Below are 17428 nucleotides of genomic sequence, written 5' to 3'. Positions count from 1 at the left end.
AAGCCTCCCCCTAGGCACACGATCGGCACACGAACGGCCGGGCACCGCACGTGTGCCCGGCCATCAGTCTTGTATCAGTTGGCAGTCGTCAGCTGTCAGCCCTTGAGGGACGCCATCCAGCCCTCGACCTCGGCCGAGGTGCGGGGCAGGCCGTCGGACAGGTTCCGGTTGCCGTCCTCGGTGACGAGGATGTCGTCCTCGATGCGGACGCCGATGCCGCGGTACTCCTCGGGGACGGTGAGGTCGTCCGCCTGGAAGTACAGGCCGGGCTCCACCGTGAGGACCATGCCGGGCTCCAGGGTGCCCTCGACGTACGTCTCGGTCCGTGCGGCGGCGCAGTCGTGGACGTCCATGCCGAGCATGTGACCCGTGCCGTGCAGCGTCCACCGGCGCTGGAGGCCCAGCTCCAGGACGCGCTCCACGGGACCCTCGACAAGACCCCACTCGACGATCTTCTCGGCCAGCACGCGCTGCGCCGCGTCGTGGAAGTCGCGGTACTTGCCGCCCGGCTGCACCGCCGCGATACCGGCCTCCTGGGCCTCGTACACGGCGTCGTAGACCTTCTTCTGGACCTCGGTGAAGCGGCCGTTGATCGGCAGCGTGCGGGTGACGTCGGCGGTGTACAGGGTGTGCGTCTCGACGCCGGCGTCCAGGAGGAGCAGGTCGCCGGAGCGGACCGGGCCGTCGTTGCGCACCCAGTGCAGGGTGGTGGCGTGCGGGCCCGCGGCGCAGATCGAGCCGTAGCCGACGTCGTTGCCCTCCACGCGCGCGCGGAGGAAGAAGGTGCCCTCGATGTAGCGCTCGCTCGTCGCCTCGGCCTTGTCGAGCACGCGCACGACGTCCTCGAAGCCGCGGACCGTCGAGTCGACGGCCTTCTGCAGCTCGCCGACCTCGAACTCGTCCTTGACCAGGCGTGCTTCGGAGAGGAAGACCCGCAGTTCCTCGTCGCGCTCGGCGGTGACCTTGTCGGTCAGCGCGGCCTCGATGCCGGCGTCGTAGCTGCGGACCACGCGGACGGGGCCGGTGGCCTCGCGCAGGGCGGCGGGCAGTTCGCGGACGTCGGAGGCGGGGATGCCGTAGAGCTGCTCGGATTCGGTGAGGGAGTGGCGGCGGCCGACCCACAGCTCGCCCTGGCCGGAGAGCCAGAACTCGCCGTTCTCGCGGTCGGAGCGCGGCAGGAGGTAGATCGTCGCCTTGTGGCCCTCGGTGGTGGGCTCCAGGACGAGGACGCCGTCCTCGGTGAGGTTGCCCGTCAGGTACGCGTACTCGACCGACGCCCGGAAGGGGTACTCGGTGTCGTTCGAGCGGGTCTTCAGGTTGCCCGCGGGGATCACCAGGCGCTCGCCCGGGAAGCGCGCGGAGAGCACGGCACGGCGGCGGGCGGTGTGCTCGGCCTGCTCGACGGGCCGCAGGTCGTGCAGCTCGGTGTCGGCCCAGCCGGACTTCATGCTGTCTGCGAGTTCGTCGGACACGCCGGGGTACAAGCCGTTCTTCCGCTTCTTGATGGGCTCTTCAGGCTCCGCTTCCGGGGTCTCCGGGTTGAGCTCGTCGGCCACGGTCATCCTCCTAGATACGGCACTGGACCCCGTCCATCGTACGGTCGTACGGAAGGGGGCCCAGGGCCGTATGGCCTGTTACACATGGCTGTCCGGCGACTACTCGAAGCGAGCTGCCAGGAGGACGACGTCCTCGTCGCTGTCGGCCGTGTCGAGGCCGTCCGGCAGCACGGTCCGCAGGACGTGGTCGGCGATCGCGGCCGGGTCCTCGCGCAGCGCCTTGGGGACACTGGCGGCCGCCGCGTGGAGGCGGGCGAAGGCGCGGTCCATGGGGTCGCCGGTGCGGTGCAGCAGCCCGTCCGTGTAGAGCAGCACCGTCTCGCCGGCCTCCGCCTCCAGCTCCACGCTCGGCGCCTCCCAGCAGGCCAGCATGCCCAGGGGCGCGGACACGGAGGTCTCCACGAACTCCGTGCGCCGCTCCCCGACCAGGAGGGGCGGGCTGTGTCCGGCGCCGGCCAGGGTGATCTTGCGCAGCGCGGGCTCGCAGTAGGCGAACAGGGCGGTGGCCGAGCGGGCGGGTTCGGTGAGCCTGAGGAGCAGTTCGAGGTCGGACAGGACCGCGACCGGGTCCTCGCCCTCCATCACCGCGTACGCCCGCAGGGAGGCGCGGAGCCGGCCCATCGCGGCGATCGCGCTGGGCCCGGAGCCGGTCACCGAACCGACCGCGAGGCCGAGCGCGGCATCGGGCAGCGGCAGCGCGTCGTACCAGTCGCCGCCGCCGCGCGGACCCGTGCGGTGCAGCGCGGCGAGCTGCACACCGGCCACGCGGGGGAGCCGGGACGGCAGCAGCTCCTCGGCGATGGTCGTCATGCACGCGCGCGTGCGCTCGACTTCGAGGACGCGGGCCAGGTGCTCGGTGGCGTACCGGGCGTACAGGCCGACGAGGTGGCGCTGCCGCTCGACCGGCTCGGCGGGCTCGTCGTAGAGCCACACGGCGGCACCCAGGCGCCCGGCCGCGTCGGTCGCCAGGGGGAGCGCGTAACTGGCCGCGTAGCCCAGGCGTACGGCGACCTCGCGGTGGCGCGGGTCGAGGGCGTCCTCGGCGAACAGGTCGGGGTGGACGATCTCGCCGCCCTCGCCCCCGGGGACGCCGACAGGACCGTCGAGGAGCTGGCCGTACGACATCGCCCCGCGCGGGACGGTCTCCATGTGGCCGAGGTCGGAGCGGGCGAGGCCCAGGCCGATGGTGGTGTCGGGGCCCAGGCCGTCGCCGGGTTCCAGGACGACGAGGCCGCGGCGGGCGCCCACCAGGGCGGCTCCGGCGCGCAGCAGCTCCTGGAGTGCTTCGTCGAGTGCGTCCGTGCGTGCCAGCCGCTCCGTGAGTTCATGGAGGGTCGTGAGATCGGACACCCAGCCGGCGAGCCGGTCCTGGAGCAGGGCACCTGGCGCGTTCGGAGCGGTATCAGGCCTGTTCTGCGTGTTCGAGGAGGGGCTCGGAGGGGTATCGGTGGCGGCAGGCGCGGGCGCGACAGTGTGTGCGGGCGAGGGAACCGTTGAATCGATTCCAGCCACTTTCGGAGGGTGCGGGGCGTTCATGGCGTCCGGCTTTCCGACCGGTGCGTATTGCTCAAAAGCATCGCAAACCCCCATGTCATTCTGCGCCGCTGGCAGTGTCTCCACATGTACACGCACTCGTGAGGGGATGTCCAGCATTGTCCTGCCGGGATTCCTGGTGTCCATGGGTCTACGGGTGCTATTTCGCTCTCCCCTTGCGGATTGGCAAAGTTGGCTTAAAACTGCATCAGGGGACGGTCCATTGCGGTCGACTGGGTTTGCTCGACGGAGCGTCACAGCGGTCGTGATGGGTACGTACTCGGAGAAGGCCAGGGGTGGCTGGGGGCCACCCGGAACCTGGTGAAGGACCCGGGCGTCTTAACCACCGACGATCGTGCCCCATCCTCCCGTGGCGGAGGCGGAGAGAACTACGCGGGACGGCAAAACGCCAGACTTCGCCACCCCCAATCGCCACGCCCATGCTTTTCAAGCACGCACGGGTTCCCCTTGCCGAAGGCAGGGGTGTGATGCGCCAACAGGTACGCACAGTGAAGTGATCGACACATGGTGTGATGTGGTCCTCGGTGTTGCCAGCGGTGCAACGGAAAGGAACGAGCGCTCATGCGCGAGATCCCCGGAAAGCGACGCAGGCTCCTGTCCAGGCGAGACAACAGGAGGTCTGAGATGCTCAGCGCGGCCCTGACCTTCGCGACAGAATGGCAATGGCCCGTACTCCCGGGCGTGGCACCGGATCCCCAGGGACGGGCCCGCTGCGGCTGTCCGGATCCGGAGTGCACGGTGCCCGGCGCACACCCCTTCGACCCCGGTCTCCTCGCGGCCACCACTGACGCCCGCATGGTGCGCTGGTGGTGGGGCAACCGACCAGCCGCGCCGATCGTCCTCGCCACCGGCGACAAGGCTCCCTGTGCGGTCAGTCTGCCCGCTCCCGCGGCCGCCCGGGCCCTCGCCGCGCTCGACCGCCAGGGCATGCGCCTCGGCCCGGTCGTCGCCGCGCCGACCCGCTGGTCGCTGCTCGTCAAGCCGTACTCCCTGGAGCAGTTGGGCGAGCTGCTCTACGCCAAGGACCACGTCCCCGGTTCGCTCCGCTTCCACGGCGAGGGCGGCTATCTCGCCCTGCCCCCCTCCGAGACCGGCCAGGGCCAGATCCGCTGGGAGCGCGCACCACTGCCCGGCTCGTCCTCGCCCTGGGTACCCGACGTCGAGGCCGTGGTGGACGCCGTGGTCGAGGCCCTCACTCGTACGGGTGTGAGCGCGCCCGAGTTGTAGGGGTGTCGGGCGTGCGCGGGACATGGCGCCCGTAGTTGGTCGTTATCTTCCGACCTATGAACCTTCGTCTGCTCGCCCTCGCGGGCGTCGCGGTGTGCGCGGTCGCGCTGCCGCTGGCCGTGGCGTCCGCGGGACCCGTACGCGACGAGGGTCACGCGGTCGTACGGTCCCTGGTCCACTCCTCGGATTCCTCCGGCTCCTCCGAGGGTGACGCCAAGGCGCCGTCCGCCGCGCCCTCGCCCGTCCGGTCCCCGCTGACGCTCGGCCTGGGACTGGCGACGGCGGCGCGCTGCGGACCCGAGCTCTCCTCCCCCGACGGCATCGAGGCGCAGACCTGTGTCATGACACAGGGTGAGGACACCTGGGCGCGCACCTACTACCGGAACGCGACCGGCGACGACCTGGATTCGGTGCTGAGCCTCATGGGTCCGGCGGACCGCACCATGCAGATGCACTGCGTCGTGGCGGCCGAGGACGAGCCCGCGCTGTGCGAGACACCCCGGGAGCGGACACAGGGCGATCTGGCGGCCTACACGGCCGTGGCGGAGTTCGCGAGGCGGAGCGGGAGCGGGCCGCTGTTGCTGCGCTCGGGGAGCAACTCCTCGGCGCCTACGGCGAGTTGACGGACGACATCGTTCCGTACATGCGGCCCGGGCATGAGAAGACCCGGTTGCTGGCGACGGGGGATGCACCAGCAACCGGGCTACTCGAACGGTAACAAGAGATCGGCGGTTCGCAAATTCGATCTCGGCTATTCGGACACCGACTTCCCTTTCACAACGGGGAGTTGTGACAGGAGTCACCCGAGTGAACAGGCCTGTTGCGGCTGAACCGTCGGTCGGTCGAACCCTTGGCCCATTCCGGGTGTCAGCTCAGCGTGACCTGCCGGTTGGTGAGGCCGCCCCGCGCGCGGCGCTCGTCCGCGGTGAGCGGTGCCTCCGTGGCCAGAGCGGCGGCGAGGCGCTCGGCGAACTCGGCGGCCGGCTTCTCGATGTCGTCCGCGCCGAGCCCGCTCGGCAGGTCCCAGACGGGGACGGTGAGACCGTGAGCACGGAAGGACCCCACGAGACGGGTGCCCTCGCCGAGACCGGAGCGGCCCGCGGCGTGCAACCGCGCGAGACCGTCCAGAAGTTGCTCCTCGGGGTACGGCATGACCCAGCGCAGATGGTTCTTGTCCGGGGTCTCGCACCAGTACGCGGCGTCCACGCCCTGGAGCTTGACGGTCGGGATGGCGGCGGCGTTGGCGCGCTCCAGGGAGGCGGTCACCTCCGGCGCCGCGCTCGAAGCCTCCGGGACCCAGAATTCGAAGCCCGGGTGCACAACTGGCTCGAACGTGCCTTCCGGGTCGAGGAGATCCTGCAGTCGCGGACCCTCGGCCGGGGCGCGGCGGGCCTGCACCGGAGTGCCCGGATCGGCGACCAGCGCGCGCTGGAGGGTGTCCGCGAGGTCGCGGCTGATGTCGCCGGAGGCCGTGTCGTTCTGCAGGCCGAGCAGCACCGAGCCGTCGTCCCGGCGCAGGGCGGGCCAGGCCATCGGCAGCACCGTGGCGAGCGTGACCGACGGGACCCCTTCGGGGAGACCGCCCTTCAGTGGCAGGGCGACCGTGGCAGCGGGCACCAGCTCGCGCAGCGCCACCCAGTCGCCCTCGCCGGGCAGCCCTTCGAAGGGGCGCTGAACCAGCTCGGTCACCGCGTGCGCGGCGGCCCGGCCGTGGCAGGCCTTGTAGCGGCGGCCGCTGCCGCAGGGGCAGGGCTCGCGGGCACCGACGACCGCGACCTCTCCGTCGCTGAGCTGCGGCCGCCTGGCCGTGGTCTGGGGGCGCTTCTTGGCCATCGTGGGTGTCTCCCGGTTACGGCTCGTCTCGTACGGGCGGGAGCCTAGCCGTTCACGCCATGACCGACGGGAGCCTGTGGACAACCCGGCGGGTGTGGACGGCGGCCTGTGGGCAACGCGGCCGACGCGGGTGACGTGGACAGGTGCGGGCCGGCGGGGTCAGTCGAGGTCGTCGAACGCGTCCGCGAACTCCAGCCGGGGGACCGCCGACACCGTAGGAGCCGTGACGCGCGTAGCGAAGTCGTCGCGTCGGTGCCCGGCATCCGGATCATGGACGTCGTCCTGCACGACGACCCACACCGTGACCTCGCCCCGGGTGTCGTCCCGGACACCCCAGTCGTCGGCCAGCGCGGTGATGATGTTCAGTCCGCGTCCGCCGTGCGCCGTCACCGAGGGGGTGGCCGGAGCCGGGCGGGTCGGGCCGCCGCCGTCCGTCACCTCGACCGTGAGCCGTCCGCCCGTGTCCACGCGCCAGGCGCACCGGACGTCGCCGTCACCGGCCAGGGCGTCGCCCAGGGGCCGGCCGTGCTTGCACGCGTTGCTCAGCAGTTCGGAGAGGATCAGTACGGCATCGTCGATGACCGCTTCCGACACACCGCCCGTGCGCAGCTGGTCGCGCATGCGATGTCTTGCTTGTCCCACGCCCGCAGGGCCATGGGACACGGCCATGCTCGACGACGTGGGCACCTCCTGTGCCACCACCAACGCCACCCCCGAGACCTCCTTCGCCCCACGCCACGGTGTGGATGCCCCATTGGCCTGTACCGGAAACCGGCCAATCCACGTTCAGTGACGCATTCGCAACGATCGAACACGGACCGAACGCGCCGGTGCACTCCCTGTAATCGAGTGGCTTGTTTTCGACGGTGTGGCCGGGTTCGGAGGATGGTGCAGGTGAGGTGGCCGGGTCAAGGGGTGTTTGGCGGTCTTTATGAGGTTGTTTGCTGACCGCGACCGAGCTGGCTCAGAACGGCCCCCGGCCGGTTGGTGATGATGGCGTCAATGCCCAGGTCAACGCAGAGATCGACGTCCTCGGGCTCGTTGACCGTCCACACGTGCACCTGGTGACCGGCGTTTTTCAGCCGCTCGATGTACGCAGGGTGATTGCGCACGATCCGGATCGAGGGGCCTGCGATCCGGACACCGGCCGGAAGTCGACCGTCCCTCAGGCGGGGCGAGAGGAACTGCAGCAGGTACACCGTCGGCAGTGCCGGGGAGGCCGCCCGCACCCGGTGCAGCGAGCGCGCCGAGAAGCTCATGACCCGTACCGGGGACTCGGCGGCGGAGGCCGGGGCGTCCAGGCCGAAGCGCTTCAGGAGCACCAGCAGCCGTTCCTCGACCTGGCCCGCCCAGCGCGTCGGATGCTTCGTCTCGATGGCCAGTTCCACGCGCCGGCCCGCGTCCGCGACGAGTTCGAGCAGCCGCTCCAGGGTGAGCACGGAGGTGTCCTCGCGGTCCTCCGGAAGGTGCTCCCAGTCGGGCTCCTCGTCCCGTGTCGTCCGGGAGTCGCGGCCCTTCCAGGAACCGAAGTCCAGGGCGGCCAGATCGGCGAGCTCCAGTGCCGAGACCGCCCCGCGCCCGTTCGACGTACGGTTGACGCGGCGGTCGTGGACACAGACGAGATGGCCGTCGGCGGTCAGCCGTACATCGCATTCGAGAGCGTCCGCACCGTCCTCGATCGCCTTCTTGTAGGCGGCCAGGGTGTGCTCGGGGGCCTCTTCGGAGGCTCCGCGGTGGGCGACGACTTGGATCCGGTGCTGCCGTGCGAGGGTCACCGCGTCATGGTGCCACCGCGAAGGGGTACACGTGGAACCAAGAACGTGTAGGTATAGGGCTTTTTGGCGTGAATGACACCTTATAAAGGATCGCCATGAACCCACAGGCACCGCTTATGGTGCCCTGACGGCCGGTGGGAAAAGCTGACGGCATACAAAAGCACATGCACAGCTGTTTCGCGCCGGACCGATCGACAAGCGTGAAGAGTGTGACCGCATGCTTCCGAGAACAACAGCCGTGGACCGAGGAGAAGAGCTGTGAGCACCGAGAACGAGGGCACTGAGGTACCCCCGGCCCCGTCTGCACCTCCTGTGCCGGTGGAATCTCCCGCAGCTTCCCCGCAGGCGGCCGCGGCCGAGGGGGGCGCGCCCACCACGCAGCTCCCGCCGGTGCCTCCGGGCGCCCCGCAGGACACGCTGCACGCGGGCCCCGCTCCGGCGTACGCCGGAGCGCCCCCGCAGGGCACGGGATCCGCTCCCGACGCCGCTTGGCCGCCTCCGCCGCCCGCCACCCCGTCGTACGCCGACAGCGGCACGGGCGCGGGCGCGTACGGCGGCGAGGGCGTCGGTGGCTACGGGGGCGACGGCTACGGAGGTGACGGTGCCGGTGCAGGTGGCGGCTGGGGCACGCCGTACCAGCAGCAGCCCGCGCCCAAGAAGCCCGGTGGCGGGCGCGGTGGCCTGATCGCCGCCGTGCTGATCGCCGCGCTGGTCGCCGGCGGCCTGGGCGGTGGCCTCGGCTACACGCTGGCCAAGGACAACGACGACAACAGCAACTCCACCACCGTCTCCGCCGACACCGGCAGCAGCGCCTCCGTGAAGCGCGACCCGGGCACCATCGCGGGCGTCGCCGCCAAGTCGCTGCCCAGCACGGTCACCATCGAGGCCGAGAGCACCAGCGGCGAGGGCGGCACGGGCACGGGCTTCGTGTTCGACACCCAGGGCCACATCGTCACCAACAACCACGTCGTCGCCGACGCGGTCGACGGCGGCAAGCTCACGGCGACCTTCCCGGACGGCAAGAAGTACGACGCCGAGATCGTCGGCCACGCCCAGGGCTACGACGTCGCGGTGATCAAGCTCAAGGGCGCCCCCAGCAACCTCAAGCCGCTCGCCCTCGGCGACTCGGACAAGATCGCCGTCGGCGACGAGACGATCGCCATCGGCGCCCCCTTCGGCCTGTCGAACACGGTGACCACGGGCATCATCAGCGCCAAGAACCGCCCGGTGGCCTCCAGCGACGGCAGCTCCACCAGCAAGGCGTCGTACATGAGCGCCCTGCAGACCGACGCCTCGATCAACCCCGGCAACTCGGGCGGCCCGCTGCTCGACGCGCAGGGCTCGGTCATCGGCATCAACTCGGCGATCCAGTCGACCAGCAGCGGCGGCCTCGGCTCCACCAGCCAGTCCGGTTCGATCGGCCTGGGCTTCGCCATCCCGATCAACCAGGCGAAGTACGTCGCCCAGCAGCTGATCAAGACCGGCAAGCCGGTGTACGCCAAGATCGGCGCCTCCGTCTCCCTGGAGGACAGCACCTCCGGAGCGACGATCACCGCCGAGGGCGTCAGCGGCTCCTCCTCGGTGGAGGCCGGCGGGCCCGCGGCCAAGGCGGGCCTCAAGGCCGGCGACGTCATCACCAAGCTCGACGACTCGGTGATCGACAGCGGACCGACCCTCATCGGCGAGATCTGGACCCACAAGCCGGGCGACAAGGTCAAGATCACGTACAAGCGCGGCGGTACGGAGCACACGACCGACCTGACCCTGGGGTCGAGGGTCGGCGACAGCTGACGTAGCGCCAGACGAAGTCGCTCAACCGGCGGGCCGGGCAAGGGATTCCTTGCCCGGCCCGATCGTTTTCGTCCTCCACGCGCGTGTGCATGCGGCTGAACGCGACTCGCGGACCCCGATTCGGGAACTGGATTCCTCCCTGCGGCGAAGTACGGGTGAAAGCCCAATCTTCATCAGCGTGTCCGTATGGACGAGAGGAGCCCCGATGACCGTCGGACCAGGCGTCAGGGTGGGGCAGGACAGTGACGCCTCGGTGATCGAACGGTCGTGGGACGAGCCCGAGGCATTCGCCGTGCTCTTCGACCGCCACGCCGACTCGGTGCACCGTTACGCGGCGCGCCGGCTCGGTACGGAGGTCGCCGAGGACCTGATGGCGGAGACGTTCACCACCGCGTTCCAGCAGCGCTTCCGGTACAACACGGAACTGGCCGACGCACGCCCGTGGTTGTTCGGCATCGCGACCAACCTCATAGGCCGGCACCGGCGTGCCGAGGCCCGACGGCTGAAGGCGATCGGCCGGCTGCCGTCGGCCGCCCGCGCCGACGGTTCCGAGGACCCGGTCGCCGACCGGGTGGCCGCGCGGGTCAGCGCACAGGCCGTACGGGGCGAACTGGCCCTGGCGATGGCCCGGTTGCCCGCCAGGCACCGGGACGTGCTGCTGCTGGTCGCCTGGGCCGACCTCGGCTACGAGGAGGTCGCCCGCGCCCTGGAGGTACCGGTGGGGACGGTCCGGTCACGGCTGCACAGGGCTCGCAGAAAACTTCGCGACGCATTGGGCGGATCCGATCCGACAGCCTTCCGAGAGGAATCCGACGATGAGTGAACCGAGGAACGAACTCCAGCTCCTGAGGGAGTGGGAAGCGGACACGCCCCCGCTCACGGACCCCGCACGCGCGCGTGCCCTTCTCCGCCTCCACCAGGCGATGCTCACGCCCAACGCCCTCGCCCCCGCTCCCGCGGCCGTACGGCGCCGTCCCGTGCTCCGGATGGCGGTGGCGGGCGTCGCGGCCGCGGCGATCACGACGACCGTGCTGGTCGCCAACGAGTCCTCACCCCGCACTCAGCCGGTGAGCGCGAGCACCGTGCTGAACGGCGCGGCGGCCGAGGAACGCCGCCTGGAGAAGCCGATCGCCCCGCGCGACGACCAGTTCATCTACACCAAGGAGGTCATCAAGGAGACCCCGACCGGGGGCGGCCGGACCCGGACGTACGTCGACGAGAGCTGGGACTCGGTCGACGGCTCCAAGAGGTCCTACGTCAGCGAGCTGGGCCAGAAGCAGTGGGTCCCGGTGTACCCGCCGAACCAGACCAACTGGCCGCCGACCAGGTGGACCCTGCTCAAGCAACTGCCCACCGATCCGGCCAAGTTGCTGATCGCGCTCCGCGGCGGCCCTGGAAAGGCGGACTACAACAGGCCGATGAGGGCCGCCGACTGGCCGATCACCCAGTTCTTCGTCGCCAGCCTGCTCCGCACCGCCGTCCTGCCGAAGGGGCTCCGCTCCGCGGCCTACGAGGCGCTGGCCACCGTCCCCGGCATCAAGGTCCTGCCCCACCAGAAGGACGGGGACGGCCGCGTGGGCATCGGCATCCAGTACGTGGGACCCCCCGGAACCCCCTGGGCGAAGGGCGGCCGGGTCCTGGTCTTCGACGCGAAGACGTACCGCTACCTGGGCATGCACGATCGGCGCCCGGCGGGCGCGACGACGTACGAGCAGTGGTCGTACCTCGCCGCGAGCGCTGTGGTGGACCGGGTGATGCAGCGGCCGTAGGGACGGGACGTGCCGGTCGGCGGGGCGCCCGAGTACTCGGCGAGGACGGCCGAGCAAAAACTCAGGCGCACGCCGACGGCACGGGAAATCATGAACCATGCGACCGGATGACTGGCACCTCACGGATGACGTCGACGAGTTCCTGGCCCAGGCCGGAGAGTTCCTGAGGTCACGCCCCACCCCACACACCCAGACGCTGACGGTGATCGAGAAAATACGAGAGCGGGGGTCAAAGGCCCACGGCACAGAGGCCCCCGTGTTCGGCCGACTGGAGCGAGGGGGCGAGGTCCAGGCCGCCTTCTACCGCGTCAACTCCCGCCGCAACCTGAATCCCACCTCCCTCTCCCCCGAGCAGGCCGACACTCTCGCCGCCCACCTGACCGGTCTCGGTCACTCCCTCCCCGGTGTCCTCTCGGACCACGACACCGCCACCACGTTCGCCGAGGCCTGGCAGCGGCACACGGGTGCGACGTCGGTACGCAGTTGGGGTGCCCGTCTCCACCGTCTCGGCACGCTCACCCCACCGGAACCGGTCCCGGAGGGCCGGGGCCGAGTCGCGGGCGAGCAGGACCGTGACCAAGTCGTGCGCTGGTGCCGTGAGTTCTGCGTCGACGTCGGAGAGACCGTCTCCATAGACGCCATCGACGCCGGAGACTGGGCAACCTCGCGCTTCGGCGACAGGCACTTCACGTTCTGGGAGACCCCTGACGGCATCCCTGCCTCCATGGCGGCCGTGACCTCGATGACCGCCGACATGGTCCGGATCGACCCCGTCTACACCCCGGCCCACCTCAGGGCCCGCGGCTACGCGGGCGCCGTGACGGTCGAGGTGAGCAGAGCCGCACTGGCGGCCGGCGCGACAGACGTCGTCCTGTTCGCCGACCCGGCCAACACCACCAGCACCGCCCTCTATCAGCGCATCGGGTTCGTTCCGGTGGGGGACTTTGTCGGGTACGACTTCTTGGGGGCGGCGCGGGAGTAGCCGCGGCGGACAGCCCCAAGCGAGGCCACGCCACCCGCGAACCGCCCGGTGCCGGTACGCTGTACCCGCTCCGTCCCTGGTGGGCGTGTGCGCAGGTGGGTTGCCCGAGCGGCCTAAGGGAACGGTCTTGAAAAACGCGAGAGCGTGACGGCGTTTCCGTGGGGCCGGATCGCACCGCCTCCGCAGGTCATAGACGTGCTGGTCAGAAGGGGTGCCTCTCGCTGAGGGGCGCCCCTTTTGCATGGCCCTGTCTCACCTTGACGCGGCTCTGTCGCGGTGTTGATCAGTGCGTGTGGACCAGGCGTGGACCAAGGTCCGGCGGAGTGGAGCGGTAGGTGGGCTGTGAGCGCCTGAGATATGACGTCCACCACGCCACGCTCGGCACCACCCCACCAGGCAGTCGTGCTCCCTGGCGCCGCTTTCAAGCGCAGCGGAGGCGCTCCATTCCACACTATGCAGTAAATGTGCTTTTTTTGCTTAGCCCAATTTGTTCCCTTTTGCACAATAATGCTACTTTGGCTGAAGGGGTGGAATTGGAGGCCAGGCCATGGGCTGGCAACAGACAGGCGCCGAGTGTCGTCGGTGCCATGAGGGCACGCTGACCTGCCCGAAATGCACAGGAGACGGCCGGGTCGCGGGCTTTCCAGGCTTCATGATCGATTGTCCGGACTGCAAAGGTACTGGCTATCGCTGCCCGAACCATGACGGCGACTGGAAATAGCCGCGGCAACCTGCGGGGAGGGTAACGGCTCGCATTGACTGAGTGCTGCCCCGGGAGTACCAATGTGGGGAAAAAATCGAGCGCAGAACCGACCTGATCATCACATCCATGCCAGCTACGCGGATCCGCGAGCATCCCTGCTGCTGAGGTGCGTTGAGCAGAGCCCGTGGACAGAGACCGTCCGGATCGCCGCCACCGCTGAGAAGACCCTCCAGTGGCTCGCCCATCGGTCGGACATCAAGCTTGAGGGTGCTTCGCCCTACACGGCCGACTGGCGAGCAGGCACCGCACATTTCCGTCTTCAGGTGCTGGAGGTGCCGCCCTTGAAGAATGCGGGTCCCTGGAACCTCTCGCGGCGGTGGAGGAAGCAGCCGCACAGGCTTGTCATCGTCTGTCTCCTGTCGGTGGACTCCGATAGGAGACAGGGATGGCTGCAAGTGAGCCAGTACGTGAGAGACCTGGCAGCAACCCTCGATGGCGAGAATCGAACCATCGACGGCGTCAGCAGCGATGCTTGGAAGCCAGCCCTCAAGAGTGAGTTGAAGGTGGCGCACGCAGTCCCCCTGGTCGGAGTTGACGCAGCACATCCGGTGGAGCCACCCAAGTCCGCAGAGGATGCCGCACTTGAAGCCGAGCTCACCTCCGTGCCGATGAGCAGCGCTGAGAAGCCTGACATCAATGGCTGGCGCGAAGAGCAACGAGTCAGGCTGGTGAATGCCTTCGACGACGGCGAAACGACCCAGTACGGCATCGGACGTGAGGGCACAGTGCTCGTCCCAGACACGAGTCCGGCACATATCCGCATGTGCCGAGACGGTGACCTCCACACGGTTCTCATGGACAACGGTGGCTCCATCATGACCGCGGGCACGAACCTGGAACGGATTCCAGGACGTGCTGAGGTCGTCTATTCCATGGACGGCGAAAGGGTTCGCATAGAGAGGTAGAGCCGGACGCGGCGCGCCCCCTCTCCCCGACGTGGGGTGAGGATGGCGCCTCTTGCGTGGACAGCCGCGCCGTCTACTCCCCTTTGGCGGCCTCCAAGGCACGCTCGATCTGTTCGTTCGAGCGCTCCTGGTTGCGGTGAATGGCCTTGGCGTAGAAGCGGAACAACACCGCGATGCTGTGGCCCGCCCGCCGCGCGACCTCGGCAGGCGAAACACCGGACTCAAGCCAGAGCGAGACGCCCGCGTGGCGCAGGGAGTACGGCACGTCAGCCAGCGGCGAGGCCGCCTCGGAGTCCGTCAGCGCTGCGAGTCGGGCGGCCTTCCACGCTTCCCCGTACTCCTTGGACAAGAGGTGGCCACCCTGGGCCGCGCGAAAGAGCCGGCCGTCCTCGGTGGTACCGAACTCCTTGATGTGCTCGCGTACCAGGCGCACGAGAACCGGCGGAATCGGCACCGGCCGCGTCGCCTTTCGGGCCCGCTTCTTCAGGCCGCGCGTATCGAACGACTCGCCCGTGTCCGTCCATCCGGAGCCGACTCGGGGCATGCTCGTGGAGAGCAGGACTTCACCCCAACCCTCTTCCGGAAGGGTGAAGTCGTTCTCACGGAGACCGGCCGCCTCACCAGGTCGGTTGGCCGCGTAGTAGAGGCAGCCGAAGAACGCCATCAAGTGCCGTCCGCGTTCGCCCTGTTCACCGACAGCGTCGATCAACGCCTTTGCCAGCTTGGGGCCGGGGACAAACCGGAAGTCGATCTCGTCGTCGGTCTCGGGCGGGGTCCAGTCGACCTTGTCGAGGGGCAGAGTCGTCAGCAACTCCCGCTCCACCGCGTACCGGAGACAGTTGCTGAAGACCGTCCGCTTGCGGTTCACCGTGTTCTCGGCAGCGGCTGTGCCGTCCTGCTTCAGCTTCAGCGCGTCGAGCGCCGTGCGCACCATGGAGGGCGTGTTGAGGTCGGTGATGTCCACGGTCTTCCGGTCGATCCAGTCCAACGCGGCCACGATGTCGGCCGTCGGCTCTTCGACGTCGAGACGCGGCCTCAGCGTTCCGTCGTCGCCGAGGACGAACCGGTAGACCCACGAGTAGAGCGCGATCCGGAGCACCTTCGAAGCCGGAGCCCCGCGCTTGTCCTTGACCAGCTTCGGTGTGATGGTGGCGAGCGTGTCAGCGATGCTCGCGCGGTGTTTGGCCGAGGCGCCAGGCCACTTCATCTCGGCGTATGCGCGGGTGTGGGCGTACCAGGTCGAGGAGTTGAGCGCCTGGACTTCGGAAGCGGGCAGGCCGGTGTCCGTGTCGAACTGTTCGCGGTTGCGGAGGGCGGCTAGCAACTCGGAACGTCGACCGTCAGCCTGGGCCTTGATCTTGTAGCTCTTGGAGAAGGGGCGCGGACCAACGCGCCAACGGAGCTGATAGGCCGCCGCACGGTTGGGGCGCTTGCGGATGCCCCAGATCTGAACGTCGTAGGTCAGCACGCTTCCTGCACCTCGCAGCCGTCGAACCAGGCGTCGAGGTCGGCCCGGCGGATGCGTATCTGGCCGTTGGGGAGCTTCAGGTGTTTGGGTGCCTGGCCGCGAGCACGCATTCGGTAGAAGGCTGCGCGAGAGACCCGGATCTCGGCGAGGGCTTCGACCAGCGTCAGCGTTCGCTTGTCGGCGGTGGTCGGAGTGGTCACAGCCAGGGTGCTCCTTCGGACTTGAGGCGCTCGGAGTGGGTTCTGTCGTGGCGGACCTGGGCGGCGAGGAGTTCTTCACCGGGGCGGTAGCCGCTGCTGAGGTAGGTCCACGAGGCGGAGGTGACGAGGGTGGTGTTCTCGTCGTCGACAGGGAGGCCGGCCCGGATGCGGATGGCTTCGGCCTGGGCGAGGCGCCAGGCTCGGCGTACGTCGCGGAGTGCGCCGAGGGTGGTCGAGTAGGCGCGCGACTTGCTGGAGAAGTGGCCTCGAAATCCGAGCATGTGGGCCCACTTCCAGAGCTTGAGGTCGGCGAACTCGGGGAGGTGACCGAGGGCCCAGGCGGTACGGATCATCTGCCTGGCGTGCTGCTGCACGGGGAGGTCTGTGAGGAGTTCGGCCTGGCCGGTTCCGTCGCAGTCGGCGCAGAGGTCGCGGAAGCCGTCGGGGCCGCGTACGTGGCCGCGTCCTGCGCAGGGGCGGCATATGAGGGTGCGGTCCACGGTGCCCGCGCCTTCGGCGTTCTTGGTCGCGTACTTGGCCACGTATCCAGCGACCTTGGCGTCTGTGAGTTCGCCGTCCCCCAGGGCTGAAATCTGATCCACCTTGAAGCGGTCGCCCCAGCGGATGACTCGATCGCCGACCGCATCCGACTCGACCATGAGCCGGGCACGCTCGACGGCTAGGCCGACGGCGACGCGGAGGGCGTCGAAGGTGGCCCAGGCCGGGGGCGAGGTGGTGTGGCCGTCGGGACCGTCGAAGCGGACCACCGCGTGGAAGTGGACCAGGCCGCGTTGCTGGTATTCGGCGACTTTGGCGAAGGAGACCCGGAGAGCCGTGTTGAGTGCCTTCTGGGTCATGCCGAGGTGCTCGGCGAGGGCCCGGCGCAGGTAGGTGGTGAAGCGCGCCCACAGAGCCCCGGCATGGGCGTTCCACAGAACGGCGCCGGTGTAGTCGTAGCTTGCCGGGCGGAGTGGAGTGCCGAGTTCGGGAGCGTCCTGGGGGTGGCTCTCGCCACACGCACAGGGGCGGGGCTTGCTCGTGTCGGTCGTCGGGCGGTTGTGGACGGGGCCGAAGGACGGGGCGGTGAGGGTGACGAAGGCGCGCGGGTGGTCGCGAACGGATTCGGCGACGTTCTTGCCGCCAGACAGTCCGGCCTTGATCAGGTGGTAGGTGTCGGCGGCGTAGAGGCGGGAGCAGGCGGGGCAGCGGGAGGCGCGGCGGTTGCCACAGGTAGTGAGGAGGCGTCCGGTGGGTTCGTCCTCGGAGCGATAGGAACGGACCACTTGCCTGGTGGTCTGGTCGATGGTGACCGTCCAGCCGTGCAGGTTGACGGGGCTGGTGCAGCCGCCGAGGCCGCGCACCTGTTCGGTGACGCGGTCGAAGTCGTCGGTGTTGGCCAGTTCGACCAGGTCCCGCAGGCCGGGGCTGATGAGGTGGCGCAGGTCGAGGGGGCGGCGCATGGGTGGCGAGGTGTCCTTTCTGGCGCGAGGGAGCGGCCTACGGGCAGCAGCGGTTCAGGGGGCTCGGGCTGCTGCCCGCAGGAATGGCGGGTCGACCCAGGGGCGGGCAGTGGCGGGGAGTGCTGGAGCGGCCGGCGGAAGGCGT

The 17428-nt window shown here is 69.4% G+C and carries 15 protein-coding genes; 7 read left to right on the top strand and 8 right to left on the bottom strand.

Going from position 1 to position 17428, the window contains the following annotated elements; genetic code table 11:
- Nucleotides 1–95 precede the first annotated feature (95 nt).
- Complete coding sequence (locus OG496_RS28540; protein WP_405972919.1) at nt 96–1562, bottom strand: aminopeptidase P family protein; 1467 nt, start codon at nt 1560–1562, stop codon at nt 96–98.
- 93 nt (nt 1563–1655) lie between these two features.
- Nucleotides 1656–3209: a PP2C family protein-serine/threonine phosphatase gene (locus tag OG496_RS28535; RefSeq protein WP_405976724.1), complete on the bottom strand. Its 1554-nt coding sequence runs from the start codon at nt 3207–3209 to the stop codon at nt 1656–1658.
- Nucleotides 3210–3671: 462 nt separating this feature from the next.
- Here OG496_RS28535 and OG496_RS28530 point away from each other — a divergent pair, with 462 nt between their 5' ends.
- Nucleotides 3672–4337, top strand: coding sequence for a bifunctional DNA primase/polymerase (locus OG496_RS28530; protein WP_366494868.1), 666 nt, complete (start codon nt 3672–3674; stop codon nt 4335–4337).
- Nucleotides 4338–4393: 56 nt separating this feature from the next.
- On the top strand, nt 4394–4960 hold the full coding sequence (locus OG496_RS28525) for a hypothetical protein (RefSeq protein WP_405972918.1): 567 nt from the start codon (nt 4394–4396) through the stop codon (nt 4958–4960).
- 244 nt (nt 4961–5204) lie between these two features.
- On the opposite strand, the gene OG496_RS28520 is transcribed toward OG496_RS28525, so the two are convergent.
- The 3 genes from OG496_RS28520 to OG496_RS28510 all read right to left on the bottom strand — a co-directional run bounded on the left by OG496_RS28520 (nt 5205) and on the right by OG496_RS28510 (nt 7945).
- Nucleotides 5205–6170: a DUF5926 family protein gene (locus OG496_RS28520; protein WP_366494870.1), complete on the bottom strand. Its 966-nt coding sequence runs from the start codon at nt 6168–6170 to the stop codon at nt 5205–5207.
- Between the two features lie 159 nt (nt 6171–6329).
- Nucleotides 6330–6881 carry an ATP-binding protein gene (locus tag OG496_RS28515; RefSeq protein ID WP_405972917.1) on the bottom strand — a complete coding sequence of 184 codons (552 nt, stop codon included), beginning with the start codon at nt 6879–6881 and terminating at the stop codon, nt 6330–6332.
- Nucleotides 6882–7099: 218 nt separating this feature from the next.
- On the bottom strand, nt 7100–7945 hold the full coding sequence (locus tag OG496_RS28510; RefSeq protein WP_366494871.1) for a glycerophosphodiester phosphodiesterase: 846 nt from the start codon (nt 7943–7945) through the stop codon (nt 7100–7102).
- 258 nt (nt 7946–8203) lie between these two features.
- On the opposite strand from OG496_RS28510, the gene OG496_RS28505 reads away from it, so the two are divergent.
- The 5 genes from OG496_RS28505 (at nt 8204) to OG496_RS28485 (ending at nt 14155) form a co-directional block, all read left to right on the top strand.
- Entirely contained in the window at nt 8204–9736 is a 1533-nt protein-coding gene (locus OG496_RS28505; RefSeq protein ID WP_405972916.1) for a S1C family serine protease, read from the top strand.
- Between the two features lie 205 nt (nt 9737–9941).
- On the top strand, nt 9942–10559 hold the full coding sequence (locus tag OG496_RS28500) for an RNA polymerase sigma factor (protein ID WP_405972915.1): 618 nt from the start codon (nt 9942–9944) through the stop codon (nt 10557–10559).
- Complete coding sequence (locus tag OG496_RS28495; RefSeq protein ID WP_405972914.1) at nt 10552–11505, top strand: CU044_5270 family protein; 954 nt, start codon at nt 10552–10554, stop codon at nt 11503–11505. The genes OG496_RS28500 and OG496_RS28495 overlap by 8 nt, the downstream gene beginning before the upstream one ends.
- Before the next feature lie 97 nt (nt 11506–11602).
- Complete coding sequence (locus tag OG496_RS28490; protein WP_405972913.1) at nt 11603–12487, top strand: GNAT family N-acetyltransferase; 885 nt, start codon at nt 11603–11605, stop codon at nt 12485–12487.
- Nucleotides 12488–13270: 783 nt separating this feature from the next.
- Nucleotides 13271–14155 (top strand): hypothetical protein, encoded by an 885-nt coding sequence (locus OG496_RS28485; protein ID WP_405972912.1) that lies wholly within the window; start codon nt 13271–13273, stop codon nt 14153–14155.
- Between the two features lie 73 nt (nt 14156–14228).
- On the opposite strand, the gene OG496_RS28480 is transcribed toward OG496_RS28485, so the two are convergent.
- From OG496_RS28480 to OG496_RS28470, 3 genes are read right to left on the bottom strand one after another with little or no spacing between them, the layout of a single operon-like run.
- Nucleotides 14229–15623 (bottom strand): tyrosine-type recombinase/integrase, encoded by a 1395-nt coding sequence (locus tag OG496_RS28480; protein ID WP_405972911.1) that lies wholly within the window; start codon nt 15621–15623, stop codon nt 14229–14231.
- Entirely contained in the window at nt 15617–15823 is a 207-nt protein-coding gene (locus OG496_RS28475) for an AlpA family transcriptional regulator (RefSeq protein WP_059083826.1), read from the bottom strand. The genes OG496_RS28480 and OG496_RS28475 overlap by 7 nt, the downstream gene beginning before the upstream one ends.
- Nucleotides 15820–17283 carry a replication initiator gene (locus tag OG496_RS28470; protein WP_405972910.1) on the bottom strand — a complete coding sequence of 488 codons (1464 nt, stop codon included), beginning with the start codon at nt 17281–17283 and terminating at the stop codon, nt 15820–15822. Before OG496_RS28470 ends, OG496_RS28475 begins: the two co-directional genes overlap by 4 nt.
- Nucleotides 17284–17428: the final 145 nt, after the last annotated feature.

The organism is Streptomyces sp. NBC_00988, from assembly GCF_045162645.1.
Lineage (GTDB): Bacteria > Actinomycetota > Actinomycetes > Streptomycetales > Streptomycetaceae > Streptomyces.
This window is presented reverse-complemented; position numbering and strand designations above follow the sequence as displayed.

Excerpts from the sequence above, each read along its gene's own strand:
- OG496_RS28470 (WP_405972910.1), bottom strand. The coding sequence starts at position 17,283 with ATGCGCCGCCCCCTCGACCTGCGCCACCTCATCAGCCCCGGCCTGCGG.
- OG496_RS28490 (WP_405972913.1), top strand. The coding sequence starts at position 11,603 with ATGCGACCGGATGACTGGCACCTCACGGATGACGTCGACGAGTTCCTG.
- OG496_RS28500 (WP_405972915.1), top strand. The coding sequence starts at position 9,942 with ATGACCGTCGGACCAGGCGTCAGGGTGGGGCAGGACAGTGACGCCTCG.
- OG496_RS28495 (WP_405972914.1), top strand. The coding sequence starts at position 10,552 with ATGAGTGAACCGAGGAACGAACTCCAGCTCCTGAGGGAGTGGGAAGCG.
- OG496_RS28485 (WP_405972912.1), top strand. The coding sequence starts at position 13,271 with ATGTGGGGAAAAAATCGAGCGCAGAACCGACCTGATCATCACATCCAT.
- OG496_RS28535 (WP_405976724.1), bottom strand. The coding sequence starts at position 3,209 with ATGCTGGACATCCCCTCACGAGTGCGTGTACATGTGGAGACACTGCCA.
- OG496_RS28530 (WP_366494868.1), top strand. The coding sequence starts at position 3,672 with ATGCGCGAGATCCCCGGAAAGCGACGCAGGCTCCTGTCCAGGCGAGAC.
- OG496_RS28525 (WP_405972918.1), top strand. The coding sequence starts at position 4,394 with ATGAACCTTCGTCTGCTCGCCCTCGCGGGCGTCGCGGTGTGCGCGGTC.
- OG496_RS28520 (WP_366494870.1), bottom strand. The coding sequence starts at position 6,170 with ATGGCCAAGAAGCGCCCCCAGACCACGGCCAGGCGGCCGCAGCTCAGC.
- OG496_RS28540 (WP_405972919.1), bottom strand. The coding sequence starts at position 1,562 with ATGACCGTGGCCGACGAGCTCAACCCGGAGACCCCGGAAGCGGAGCCT.